Source organism: Hydrogenophaga taeniospiralis (assembly GCF_020510445.1).
Taxonomy (GTDB): Bacteria; Pseudomonadota; Gammaproteobacteria; order Burkholderiales; family Burkholderiaceae_C; genus Hydrogenophaga.
In genome coordinates, this window is record NZ_JAHBAG010000001.1 from 4507883 (window position 1) to 4520521 (window position 12639).

Below are 12639 nucleotides of genomic sequence, written 5' to 3' on the forward strand. Positions count from 1 at the left end.
CGGGGCTCGCGCTTCGGTGAGGTGTTTGGTGTGTTGAAACGGTAAAATCCCCGATTGTCGCCGCCCCGCATCGCCTGGGGCCCAGCCTTCCCGCTCTTCCACTGTCACGCGAGCAGCCCGCTGCCGCGCAAAGGTTCACAATTCATGTCGTCCACACTCCACCCCATGCTCAACGTGGCCATCAAGGCCGCTCGCCTTGCCGGCACCATCATCAACCGTGCCGCGCTGGACGTGGAGTCGGTCCGGGTCTCCGCCAAGCAGACCAACGATTTCGTGACCGAAGTCGATCACGCGGCCGAAGCCGCGATCATCGACACCCTGCTCACCGCCTACCCCGATCACGCCATCTGGGCCGAAGAATCGGGCAAGCGCCCGGGCAAACACGGCGGCGCAGACCACGTCTGGATCATCGACCCGCTGGACGGCACTACCAACTTCATCCACGGCTTCCCGGTCTACTGCGTGAGCATCGCGCTCATGGTGGGCAACAAGCTGGAACAGGCCGTGGTCTACGACCCGAGCCGCAACGACCTGTTCTGCGCCACGCGCGGACGCGGCGCCTACATGAACGACCGCCGCATCCGCGTGGCCAAACGCATCGCCATGCGTGAGTGCCTGCTCTCCACCGGTTTCCCATTCCGCCCGGGGGACGCCCTCCAGACCTACATGCAGATGCTGGGCGACGTGATGCCCAGGTGCGCCGGTGTGCGCCGCCCCGGCTCGGCCGCGCTGGACCTGGCCTATGTGGCCGCGGGCTTCACCGACGGCTTCTTTGAAACGGGCCTGTCGCCCTGGGACGTGGCCGCGGGCGCCCTGCTGGTGACCGAGGCCGGGGGCTTGGTGGGCAACTTCACCGGCGAAGCCAATTTCCTGGAACAGAAGGAATGCCTGGCGGCCAACCCGAAGATCTACGGCCAGATGGTGGGCGTGATCGGCAAATACAGCAAGTTCGCCAGCGCGGGCGACAAGGCCGCCCTGCGCCAGTCGCTGCCCAGCTCGGCGGCGCCCGCCGACGGTGCCACCCCGCCGGCCAGCGACGAACTCCCCCCGTCGGAACAACCCGCCGCACCGTTCTGACCACCTGACATCCGGGACGCCCGGACCTGCCGGCTTTTTTCAGGCCGGCGGCAGGGTCCACCAGAAGGTGGCGCCGGTGTCGGGCGTGGACTCGGCCCAGATGCGCCCGCCGTGGCGCTCGATGATGCGCGCCACGATCGCCAGCCCCACCCCGGTGCCGGGCACGTCGGAGGCCGCGTGCAGGCGCTGGAACAGGCCAAACAGCTTTTGCGCGCGGGCCATGTCAAAGCCCATGCCGTTGTCGCGCAGGAAAAACGCCTGCTGCACCTGGTCAAAACCGAGCACCAGTTCGGGCTGGGCGCGGTGGCGCGAGTACTTCAGGGCGTTGTCCATCAGGTTGACCAGCACCTGGCGCAGCAGGACGGCGTCGCCCATCACCTCGGGCAAGGACTGCCGTTCGATGCGGGCGTGCGGCACCCCCGGTCCCAGGTCGTCGGCCGCGCCCAGTGCCAGCAGGTTCATGTCCACCGGCACCGGCGCCAGCTCCACCCGCACCACCCGCAGCAGCTCCAGCATGTCGGTGATCATCTGGCCCATGCTGCGCGAAGCGCGGGCGATGCGACCGAACATGTCGCTGGCCAGCGGGCTCAGACGCCCGCCCTCTTCCTCCAGGATCAGCGCGGCGAAGCCGTTGACCGAGCGCAGCGGCGCGCGCAGGTCGTGGGCGATGGAATAGGAGATGGCCTCCATGTCTTTCATGGAACGCTCCAGCTCGGCGGTGCGCTCGGCCACGCGCCGCTCCAGGCTGGCGTTGAGGGCGCGCACCTCCTCCTGCGCGGCCACCCGCTCGTGGATGTCCAGGTGGGTGCCCGAGATGTACAGCGCCCGCCCGTGCTCATCGCGCCGGTGCACCCGTCCGCGGTCGTTGACCCAGATCCAGCGGCCGTCCTTGTGCCGCATGCGGATGTCGCATTCGTAGTAGGGGATCTCGCCACGCCAGTGCCGGTGCAGCACCTCCTGCGCGCGCTCCAGGTCCTGCGGCTGCACCAGCCGGCGCCAGGTGTCGAAAGTGACGGGTTGCAGCTCTTCGACGGTGTACCCCAGCATCTCGGCCCAGCGGTCGTTGATCTTCATGTCCCAGGTTTCGAGGCTGGTTTCCCAGATGCCCGGGCGCGTGCCCTCCAGCACCCACGCCAGGCGCTGGCGCTCCTCGCGCAGGGCTTCCTGGCCGCGGAAATAGGAGGTGACGTCGGTGTAGGTCCGCACCATGCCGCCGTCGGGCAGCAGGCGCGTGAACACCTCCAGCGCGCGTCCATCGCGGGTCTTGCGCACATAGGTCTCGGGTGGCTGCGCGTCGGGAAAGCGTGCGACCGAGCGGCGCGTGACCAGGTCCAGCAGTTCCAGGTTTTCACCAAAATCGCCTCGTTCGGTCTGGAACCGCACCACCTCCCGGTGGGTCGGCTGGCTCGCCAGCAGCGACTCCGGCAGCTCCAGCAGCTCCAGCATGCGCTGGTTGTAGAAGCGCACGCGCCCCGCACTGTCCACCATGGTCAGGCCCTGGCTCATGCTGTCGAATGTGAGCTGCAGCGCCGCGCTCTTTTCGGCCAACAAGGCGCTGGTGGCCTGGAACTGCTGCCGCGCGCGCTGGCGCTCGGCGTGGGCGCGCCAGGCCAGCACCAGCTGACGCACCGTGCCCAGCAGGGGCTGCAGGAACTCGACGTCGGCCTCGCTGTAGCCGCCGGGCTGGTTGGCCAGCCCCACCATGGCCACCAGCCGGCCCCCCACGGCGAGCGGAATGCCCAGAAAGGCCGACATGCCCGGATGGCCCGACGGACGACCACCCGCTCGTGGGTCGTTCAGGGGATCGTTGGCAATGACGATCTCGCCCGTGGTCAGGGCATGGCCAAACAGGGTGGCGGGATTGCGGAACTCCAGGCCGGCCTCGGACTGCTCGTCGTACTGGCGCCGGGTCTGCTCGTTCCAGGCGATGTTGGTGATCGCATGGGTCTTGAGGTAGGGCTGGTCGCGCAGGTCGTACAGCACCTCGCCCACGAAACCATATTCGCTGTCGGTGACGGCCAGCAGCGAGGCCAACAGACCCTCGAAGGCCTGTCGCTTGTCTTCGGTCTCGATGAACAACGCCTGCGCCTGGCGCACGGCGTCGAGCAGGCGGTGCTGCCGCTCCAGCGCCTGGGCGGCCAGCCGGGACTCGGTGACGTCGAAGGTGAAGCCGTGCCAGAGCACCGAGCCATCGGCCTCGCGCTGCGGCACCGCCTCCGCGCTGTACCAGCGCAGCCCCCGACGGGGCAACTGGATGCGGTAGACCTGCCGCCACAGCGTGAGATCGCGCGCGGACGCCGCCAGGGACGAGACCATCTGGGGAAGATCGTCCGGGTGCACCCGGGCATAGAAGAGCCTGGCGTCGCGCGCGAGATCGCTCGCGTCCAGTTCCACCATCTCGCGCACCGCGTCGTTCACGTAGGGAATCGTGCTGCTGCCGTCGGGATACAGACGTATCTGATACACCATGCCCGGCACCCGGGCCGCGATGTTCTGGATGAAACGCAGCTGGCCCGCCAGTGCCTGGGTGGCTTCGCGCTCGGCCGTGATGTCCTGCACCACACCGAAGTCGGTCTGCGGATTGCCCGCCACCGCGGTCTGGCCGATGCGGGTGCGCAACCAGCGCTGCTGACCGTCGGGCCGCCGCCAGCGGTACTCCAGCTCGCGACCGTCCTTGGCCTCGCGCGCGCTCTGCCAGGCCGGCATGTCCTCGGGGTGGATGCCGGAGCGGCCCTCGCGGCGGCTCAACACGGGGCTGGGCTCCAAGCCGGCGATGGCGAACAGCCCGGGTGACCAGAGCACGTCCTGGTCGTTGCGGGCGTTGGTCCAGTGGCCGACGCGCGCAAGCTTCTCGATCACGCCGTGCAGCTCCACCTGTTGCTGCAGCTCCCGGTGCGCCTGCTGCAAGGCCTGCTCGGCCTCGAACTCCTTGGTCACGTCGGACAGGAACACCAGCAACATGGGCTCGGGCCGCACCGCCAGCAACGAGGTGTGCAGCCGGACCCGCCGCTGCTGGCCATTGCTGTGCACCAGACACATCGAAGCGACCGAGGGCAGCGGCGCCTGCAGGTAATGCTCCCGCGCGGCCTCGTCGGGCCAGTGCCCCAGCTCCACCGTGGTGCGTCCGATGGCCTGCTCGCGCGACAGCCCGGTCAGGGCCACCCAGGCGTCGTTGATGGCGAGCAGGCGCCCGTCCGACACCCGGCTCAGGCTGCCCGCCAGCGGCGCGCTCAGGAACATCGCCTCGTACGGCAGCTCCGTCTCCATCGGCCATGGCCCCGGCTCCGAGGGCGTCTGACCGGTTTCGGATGGGGCTGCGGGCTCTGGGACGGCGTTGACCATGCGTGCGGACGGGAGCGGCGGGTGAAGGTGGGAAGATTGTGAGGCAAAGCCCATTGGGGGAAAACCCGAACTGCTACAGTCTTGGGCCGACCCGAAACCGCCCCCCACGAGCACGCTTTGAACGCCCCGCTGGACAAACACACCCCCATGATGCAACAGTACCTCGGCCTCAAGGCGGGGTACCCGAACACGCTGCTGTTCTACCGCATGGGCGACTTCTACGAGCTGTTCTTCGCCGACGCGGAAAAAGCCGCCCGCCTGCTCGACATCACGCTCACGCAGCGCGGCCAGTCGGCCGGCGAGCCGGTGGTGATGGCCGGCGTGCCCTTCCATTCGGTGGACAACTACCTCGCGCGCCTCATCAAGCTCGGTGAATCGGCCGCCATCTGCGAGCAGGTGGGCGACGTGGCCACCGCCAAGGGGCCGGTGGAGCGCAAGGTGGTGCGCGTGGTCACGCCCGGCACGCTGACCGACAGCGAGCTGCTGTCCGACAAGACCGAAGCCGTGCTCATGGCCGTGCACGCGGGCGCGCGCACCGGCGTCGGCCTGGCCTGGATGTCGGTCACGCAGGGCATCGTGTTCCTGGCCCAGTGCGCCAGCGACGAGCTGGCCGACTGGATCGCGCGCACCGCGCCGGGCGAGCTGCTGTACAGCGCCGAGGTCACGCCCGCGTTTGAAAAGAACGTGCAGGCGCTCGCGGCCCAGCCGCTGGCCAATGGCCAACGCACCGTGGCCGTGCTGCGCCCGGCCTGGGCGTTTGACGGCGCTCTGGGCGAACGCAAGCTGCTCGAACAACTGGGCGCCGCCAGCCTGGCCGCCTGGGACGCGCAGGGCCTGAGCGACGCCCACGCGGCCGCCGCCGCCCTGCTCGACTACGCCGAACACACCCAGGGCCGCGCGCTCAGCCACGTGAAGAGCCTGCGCGTGGCGCGCAGCGACGAACTGATCGACCTGCCGATCACCACCCGCCGCAACCTCGAACTCACCCACACCCTGCGCGGCGAGACCAGTCCCACGCTGCTCTCCCTGCTCGACGTCTGCCAGACCGGCATGGGCAGCCGCGCGCTGCGCAGCTGGCTGCTGGAACCGAAACGCGAGCGCACGGAAGCCCGCGCGCGGCTCGACGCCATCGGCCTGCTGCGCAACGGTCTGGGCCACACGCTGCGCAACGCACTCAAGGGCGCCAGCGACGTGGAGCGCATCACCGCGCGCACCGCGCTGCGCCAGGTGCGCCCGCGCGAACTGGTCGGCCTGGGGCAGACGCTGGGCCGCGCGCAGCAGCTCGCCCAGGCCCTGCAACAGGGCCTGCCCGAAGACGGACCGACCCTGCTGCAGCGGATCGCCGCCGACCTCACGCCCCCCGCCGGCTGCGCCGAATTGCTGCGGGCCGCGCTGCTGCCCGAGCCGGCCGCGCTGGTGCGCGACGGTGGTGTCATCAACGACGGCTTCGACGCCGATCTGGACGAACTGCGCGGCATCCAGACCAACTGCGACGGCTTCCTGATCGACCTCGAAACGCGCGAACGCGCTCGCACCGGCATCGCCAACCTGCGCGTGCAGTTCAACAAGGTGCACGGTTTCTACATCGAGGTCACGCAGGGCCAGATCGACAAGGTGCCCGACGACTACCGCCGCCGCCAGACGCTGAAGAACGCCGAGCGCTTCATCACGCCCGAACTCAAGGCCTTCGAAGACAAGGCGCTGAGCGCGCAGGAGCGCGCGCTGGCGCGCGAGAAACACCTGTTTGAACAGCTGCTCGATCAGTTGCAGGCGCACATCGACCCGCTCACCCGCCTGGCCCGCGCGCTCGCCGCGCTGGACGCGCTCTGCGCGCTGGCCGAACGTTCGCTCACGCTGAACTGGAGCGCACCCCAGTTCGTGGCCGAGCCCTGCATCGAGATCCGCGGCGGGCGCCACCCGGTGGTGGAAGCGCGGCTGAACGAAACCAGCGGCGGCAGCTTCATCGCCAACGACACGGTGATGGGCCCCAAGCAGCGCATGCAGGTCATCACCGGCCCCAACATGGGCGGCAAGAGCACCTACATGCGCCAGGTCGCGGTGATAGCTCTGCTCGCCAGCATGGGCAGCTACGTGCCGGCGCTGGCCTGCCGCCTCGGCCCGATCGACGCCATCCACACCCGCATCGGCGCGGCCGACGACCTGGCCAACGCGCAGTCCACCTTCATGGTCGAGATGACCGAGGCCGCGCAGATCCTGAACGCCGCCACACCACAGAGTCTGGTGCTGATGGACGAGATCGGTCGCGGCACCTCCACCTTCGACGGCTTGGCGCTGGCCGGCGGCATCGCGGCCCACCTGCACGACAAAGCCAAGGCTTTCACCCTGTTCGCGACGCACTATTTCGAACTCACCGAATTCCCGGCCGGCCACCACGCCGCGGTGAACGTGCATGTGAGCGCGGTCGAAGGCGGTGGAAAATCGGGCATCGTGTTCCTGCACCAGATCGAACCCGGCCCGGCCAGCCGCAGCTACGGCATACAAGTTGCAAGGCTCGCCGGCGTGCCGGCCGCGGTGGTGCAGCACGCGCGCCACGCCCTGGCCGCGCTGGAGAACCACAGCGAGCAAAGCCGCAGCCAGGTCGATCTGTTCGCCCCGCCGCCACCGAGCGCCGAGCCCGAAGCCCACCCTTTGCAGACCGCCCTGCAAGGCATCGACCCCGATGCGCTGTCCCCGCGCGAAGCCCTGGAACAGCTCTACGTCCTCAAGAAACTGGCTGAAAAATCATGACCTACTGTGTCGCCGTCAAACTCAACGCCGGGCTGGTGTTTCTCTCCGACTCGCGCACCAACGCGGGCCTGGACCAGATCAGCACCTTCCGCAAGATGATCGTCTACGAGAAGCCGGGCGAGCGCTTCATGTGCCTGCTCTCGGCGGGCAACCTGAGCATTTCGCAATCGGTGCGCGAGATCCTGCAGGTGGAGCAAGTGAAGGACATTGATGGCGGCGAGCCCATCACCATCTGGAACGCCAAGAGCATGTTCGACGCCGCGCGCGTGCTGGGCTCGGCGGTGCGCCACGTGTACGAGCGCGACGGCGAATCGCTCAAACGCGCCGGGGTGGAGTTCAACGTCTCCATGATCTTCGGCGGCCAGATCCAGGGCGAGGGCATGCGCCTGTTCCAGGTCTATTCGGCCGGCAACTTCATCGAGGCCACGGCCGAGACCCCGTTCTTCCAGATCGGCGAGTCCAAATACGGCAAACCGGTGCTCGACCGCGTGATCACGCCCGAGACCCCGCTGGACGAGGCCGCCAAATGCGTGCTCGTGTCCATGGACTCCACGCTCAAGTCCAACCTCTCGGTGGGCCTGCCGCTGGACCTGGCGGTGTACGAGGTCGACCAGATGCAGAGCGACAAGATCACCTGCATCGACGACAACAACCCCTACTTCCGCATGGTGCACAACACCTGGGGCCAGAAGCTGCGCGAGGTGTTCGACAGCATCGAACACCCGACCTGGGACGGCGCCCACACCGAGGTGCCGCTGCTGTGCAGCGGCCCGCGCAACCAGCCGCTGAAGAAAATCTCGAACGCCAAAGAGAAGTTGATCTGATGGCAACCATGGCTCCTGCCGTGCGGGCGTGCGCCATCCTCCGGCGCGAAGTGTTCCAACACAGGGGTGCGGTGGAACCGGCTTTGCCGGGCCACTCGCATCGCCCCCTTGAGGGGGTGACGCGCCAACGGCGCGGCGCAGGGGTGGGCTGATGTCCCTCATCATTTTTTCCCACGCCAACGGCTTCCCCGCCGGCACCTATGGCGTTTTGTTCCGGTCGCTGCGGGCGCGGGGCTTTTCGGTGCGGGCGCTGGAGAAATACGGTCACGAACCGCAGTACCCCGTCACCAGCAACTGGCCGCATCTGGTGCAGCAGCTGGCCGATTTCGCGGCGCCGGAGATGGAGCGCCATGGCCAGGGCGCCTGGCTGGTCGGTCACTCCATGGGGGGATTCATCAGCCTGATGTGCGCGGCGCGCCACCCCGAGCTGGGAGGGCACCAGGTCAAGGGCGTGCTGCTGATCGATTCGCCCGTGCTCGGCGGCTGGCGCGCGCGCACGCTGGAGCTGGTCAAACGCACCCAGCTCGTGGGCTCGGTCTCGCCCGGCAAGGTCAGCCGCAAGCGCCGCGACAGCTGGCCCGACGCCGACAGCGCCTGGGAACACTTCGCCCACAAGAAGGCCTTTGCGCGCTGGGAGCCGCAGGTGCTGCGCGACTACATCGACCACGGCACCCACGAGACGGGCCATGGCCCCGGCGCCCAGCGGGTGCTGAGCTTTCGGCGCGAGGTCGAGACCGCGGTCTACAACACCCTGCCCCACAACCTGGACCGCCTGCTGCGCCGCCACCCCCTGCAATGCCCGATCGGGTTCATCGGTGGCACGGAGTCGCTGGAGATGAAACAGGTGGGCATGGCCATGACGCACAGGCTGGTGGGCCGGGACCACCCCGAGCGCCTGCTCATGGTGGAAGGCAGCCACCTGTTTCCGATGGAAAAACCCCAGGAAACGGCCGCGGCCATCGAGCGCGCGCTGCACGCCCTGTCGCGCTGAGCGGCCACGGCGCCCGGCTGCGGGCACCGAAGGGCAAGACATGCAGGGAATCCGGTATTTGTTCGCACGGCCGGCCCAAGGCGTCCTCCGGTATAACGGAGAGCACTGGCACACTGTTCCCCTACCGGACCCGCCCAGCACCCATGCCCTACTCCGACCCGCCGTCGAGCCCGATCCATCGCCTCTGGCGGGAGATCGCGGGTTGGCAGCCCGAGCGCCACAGCGCCTGGAGCCGTTATGCCGTCGCCGTGGCCATCACGCTGGCGGCGGTCGGGCTGCGCCTGGCCGTGGCACCGCCCGAATCGGGCGGGCGCTTCATCACCCTGTCCCTGGCCGTAGCCCTTTCGGCGCTGTACGGCGGTTTTCGGGCCGGCATGCTCAGCACCGTTCTGGGCATGGTGGTGGTCAATTTTTTCATGGTCAAACCCTATGGCTCGCTGGCGTTTCACGATCTGCGCGAAGCGTTCTGGCTCAACCTGTGGCACTTCATCACCGAGCTGGTGGTGGTGGGCGCCATCGCGCTCATGCAGCGGCAAAACCGCCTCTGGCGCGAAGCCGGCGAAGCGGTGCGGCGCAGCACCCGGCAACTGGAAGACACCTTTGAACACAGCGCCACCGGCATGACCCACAGCCGGCTGGACGGGGGCTGGATCCGCGTCAACCAGACCTATTGCGATCTGCTCGGCTACACCCGGCAGGAAATCGAGACCATGAGCTTCCGGGATTTCACCCATCCCGACGACCTGGAGCTGGACCTGAGCCTGCAGGCGCGCACCCTGGCGGGCGAGATCGACCACTACAGCATCGAAAAACGCTACATCCACAAACAGGGCCACACCGTCTGGGTGCACCTGACGCTGTCCCTGGTGCGCACGCCCGCGGGAGATCCCGACTACCTGATCGCGGTGGTGCAGGACGTGAGCGACCGCAAGGCGACGGAGGTGGCCTTGCGCGTCAGCGAACAGCTGTTGCGCCAGGCGCAGCACATGGCGCGGCTGGCCCCCTGGCAAGCCAACCTGACCACGGGGCGATTCACCACCCTGTCCGAAGCGCCCGAGTTTCTCGACATGCCCTTCACCGACTACAGCGCCGAAGACCTGCTGGCCATCATCCACCCCGAAGACCGCCCGCTGGTGCAGCGGCAATGGCCGCTGGCACTGCGGGGCAAGGTGGCCTACAACGTCGAATACCGTGTATTGATCGGCGGTCAGGAACGTTGGCATTCGGTACAGGCGGAATTCGAACGCGACGCACAGGGCCGCGCGGTGCGCGCGCTGGGCGTCACGCAGGACGTGACCGAGCGCAAACGGACCGAGCTCGAAATCCAGCGCCTCAACGCCTCGCTGGAGCAGCGCATCCAGCAACGCACCCAGGCCCTGCGGGGCGCCTACGACGAGCTGGAGAGCTATTCCTACGCGGTGGCGCACGACCTGCGCTCACCGCTGCGCATCATCAACGGATTCGCCCAGGCCCTGCAGGAAGACAACCCGGCGCTGGACGCCGCCAGCCACACCCACCTGCAGCGCATCATGGGCGCCAGCAAGAAGATGGGCGAGCTGATCGACGGCCTGCTCAAGCTCTCGCAGTTCGCGCGCGGCGAGGTGCGGCGCGAGCCGGTCAACCTCAGCGCCATGGCCACGCGTCTGTTCGAAGAGCTGGCCGGCGAGCATCCGCAGCGCGAGGTGGCCTGGTCGGTCGAACCCGGGCTGCAGGCCCTGGCCGACCCGTCCCTGGTGGAAGCCCTGATGCAGAACCTGCTGCACAACGCCTGGAAGTACACCGCCACCACGGCCCAGCCCTGCATCCGGGTGTACGCCCGCACACTGGACGGCCAGACGCACTACTGCATCAGCGACAACGGCGCGGGTTTCGACATGGCCCGCTCCGACAAGCTGTTCCAGCCGTTTCAGCGGCTGCACATGCCCAACGAGTTCGCCGGCCTCGGCATCGGCCTGGCGACCTCGCGGCGCATCGTGCAGCGCCACGGCGGCACGCTGCAGGCCTGGGGCGCCCCGGGCGAAGGCGCCACCTTCTGCTTCACCCTGCCCGCCGCCACCGACGCCCCGGGCGGGTGAAGGGTCCTGCCCCTCAGGCGGCCCAGTTCACCCAGCCGAAATGGGCGGTCAGCAGGATCAGCGCACCGAAGGCGATGCGGTACCAGGCAAACGGCACGAAGCTGTGGCTGGCCACGTAGCGCAGCAGCCAGCGAATGCAGACCCAGGCGCTGAGAAACGCGAACACCAGACCCACGGCAAACAGCGGCAGATCGGCCATCGAGAGCATGTCGCGCGCCTTGTAGAGGCTGTAGGCGCCGGCGCCGATCAGGATCGGGATGCCCAGAAAGAAGCTGAAGTCGGTGGCCACCTTGCGCGACAGGCCGAACAGCATGCCGCCGATGATGGTGGAGCCCGAGCGGCTGGTGCCGGGAATCAGCCCGAAACACTGCGCCAGACCCACCTTCAGCGCGTCCAGCGGGGTCAGATCGTCCAGATCGTGCACGCGCACACTGGCCTGCTGGCGCCGCTCCGCCCAGAGGATGACGAAGGCCCCCACGATGAACGCCGTGGCCACCACCGTCGGGGTGAACAGGTGGGCCTTGATGACCTTGCCAAGCAACAGGCCCAGAACGACCGCGGGCAGGCAACCGATGACCACGTTCAGGGTGAAGCGCTGCGCCGTGGGCTGCGAGGCCAGACCCAGCAGCGTGGCGCGCAGGCGCTGCGCGTACACGATGATCACCGCGAAGATCGCGCCGGTCTGGATCGCGATCTCGAACACCTTGGCCCGCTCGTCGTGAAAACCCAGCAGGCTGCCGGCCAGGATCAGGTGACCGGTGGAAGAAATCGGCAAAAACTCGGTCAGGCCCTCCACCACGCCCATGATGGCGGCCTTGATCAGCAACACAAGATCCATACAACAGTGTCCGGCACGCGGCGCGGTTCGCAAAAAAGACAACAGGCCAACCGCTGGCCTGTTTGAGCACCGCCTATCCTAAGGCAACGCTGAACAAGTCCCTCGCGGCGCGCTATTCCTGTTGAACCGGATCCAGTCGCAGTTGCAGCCCCCCGGGCACCACCTGCAGCCCGCCGGGCTGGTAGCCCCAGCCTTGCGCCGTCTCCAGGTCTTTGGGCTTGAGGCGGTAGACCACCAGATCGGGCAACAGGTTTTCCACCAGATCGGTGCCCAGCCGCCGGAAACGCGCCGCATGGGCCGGCGACATGCCGGGCAGGTCCAGCCCTTCCATGCGCACCCCGGTGAGCCGCACCGTGTTGTCCACGGGCTCCAGGCGCAGGCCGTAGCTCAGGGTCAGCGTGCCGCGCTGCGTGCGCGTCTCCACCAGCGGGGTACCCACCGTGAAATCGAGCTGGGTGCCGATGCGGTTCTCCGCCGGGATCAGGCGCACCCGGGGCGAGGTGAGGGACACGTCGAACAGGTCGAGAAGGCGGCTGTTGTGCGGAAACTGCCGCGTCACGGCTTCGACCAGTTTCGCCTCCGGGATGTCCACCGTGCGGGGCCCGGGCCGCAGCGAGGCGCAGCCCGGCAGCGCCAGCACCAGCAGCGCGCCGGCCCCCAGGGCACAGGCGGTGAACAGTTGTCGTCGGGTGGTGGGGTGGGTCATGCGGTGTTCCTCTGAGGGGACGACGGCACCGCGCACGC

At 68.2% G+C, this 12639-nt stretch carries 8 protein-coding genes; 5 read left to right on the plus strand and 3 right to left on the minus strand.

Going from position 1 to position 12639, the window contains the following annotated elements; all coding sequences use genetic code 11:
- The first annotated feature begins 144 nt into the window (after positions 1-144).
- Positions 145-1077, plus strand: a complete 933-nt coding sequence (locus KIH07_RS21570) for an inositol monophosphatase family protein (RefSeq protein ID WP_226493920.1) — start codon at positions 145-147, stop codon at positions 1075-1077.
- A gap of 39 nt (positions 1078-1116) precedes the next feature.
- Here KIH07_RS21570 and KIH07_RS21575 read toward each other — a convergent pair whose 3' ends face one another.
- The gene (locus tag KIH07_RS21575) at positions 1117-4344 is read right to left on the minus strand and encodes a PAS domain-containing protein (protein ID WP_226493921.1); all 3228 of its coding nucleotides are present in this window, start codon (positions 4342-4344) and stop codon (positions 1117-1119) included.
- Between the two features lie 222 nt (positions 4345-4566).
- Between KIH07_RS21575 and mutS the strand changes: the two genes are divergently transcribed.
- From mutS to KIH07_RS21595, 4 genes are all read left to right on the plus strand, one after another.
- Complete coding sequence (gene mutS / locus KIH07_RS21580; protein ID WP_226494790.1) at positions 4567-7167, plus strand: DNA mismatch repair protein MutS; 2601 nt, start codon at positions 4567-4569, stop codon at positions 7165-7167.
- Complete coding sequence (locus KIH07_RS21585; protein ID WP_226493922.1) at positions 7164-7991, plus strand: proteasome-type protease; 828 nt, start codon at positions 7164-7166, stop codon at positions 7989-7991. The genes mutS and KIH07_RS21585 overlap by 4 nt, the downstream gene beginning before the upstream one ends.
- Before the next feature lie 151 nt (positions 7992-8142).
- The gene (locus KIH07_RS21590; protein ID WP_226493923.1) at positions 8143-8982 is read left to right on the plus strand and encodes an alpha/beta hydrolase; all 840 of its coding nucleotides are present in this window, start codon (positions 8143-8145) and stop codon (positions 8980-8982) included.
- 143 nt (positions 8983-9125) lie between these two features.
- Positions 9126-11057, plus strand: a complete 1932-nt coding sequence (locus KIH07_RS21595; RefSeq protein WP_226493924.1) for a PAS domain S-box protein — start codon at positions 9126-9128, stop codon at positions 11055-11057.
- Between the two features lie 13 nt (positions 11058-11070).
- Here KIH07_RS21595 and KIH07_RS21600 read toward each other — a convergent pair whose 3' ends face one another.
- Positions 11071-11895 carry an undecaprenyl-diphosphate phosphatase gene (locus KIH07_RS21600; protein WP_226493925.1) on the minus strand — a complete coding sequence of 275 codons (825 nt, stop codon included), beginning with the start codon at positions 11893-11895 and terminating at the stop codon, positions 11071-11073.
- Positions 11896-12007: 112 nt separating this feature from the next.
- On the minus strand, positions 12008-12601 hold the full coding sequence (locus KIH07_RS21605) for a DUF1439 domain-containing protein (protein ID WP_226493926.1): 594 nt from the start codon (positions 12599-12601) through the stop codon (positions 12008-12010).
- Positions 12602-12639 lie beyond the last annotated feature (38 nt).

What these genes read in the sequence shown, in the direction of transcription:
- KIH07_RS21570 (WP_226493920.1), top strand. Translation starts at nt 145, where the DNA reads ATGTCGTCCACACTCCACCCCATGCTCAACGTGGCCATCAAGGCCGCT.
- KIH07_RS21575 (WP_226493921.1), bottom strand. Translation starts at nt 4,344, where the DNA reads ATGGAGACGGAGCTGCCGTACGAGGCGATGTTCCTGAGCGCGCCGCTG.
- mutS (WP_226494790.1), top strand. Translation starts at nt 4,567, where the DNA reads ATGATGCAACAGTACCTCGGCCTCAAGGCGGGGTACCCGAACACGCTG.
- KIH07_RS21585 (WP_226493922.1), top strand. Translation starts at nt 7,164, where the DNA reads ATGACCTACTGTGTCGCCGTCAAACTCAACGCCGGGCTGGTGTTTCTC.
- KIH07_RS21590 (WP_226493923.1), top strand. Translation starts at nt 8,143, where the DNA reads ATGTCCCTCATCATTTTTTCCCACGCCAACGGCTTCCCCGCCGGCACC.
- KIH07_RS21595 (WP_226493924.1), top strand. Translation starts at nt 9,126, where the DNA reads ATGCCCTACTCCGACCCGCCGTCGAGCCCGATCCATCGCCTCTGGCGG.
- KIH07_RS21600 (WP_226493925.1), bottom strand. Translation starts at nt 11,895, where the DNA reads ATGGATCTTGTGTTGCTGATCAAGGCCGCCATCATGGGCGTGGTGGAG.
- KIH07_RS21605 (WP_226493926.1), bottom strand. Translation starts at nt 12,601, where the DNA reads ATGACCCACCCCACCACCCGACGACAACTGTTCACCGCCTGTGCCCTG.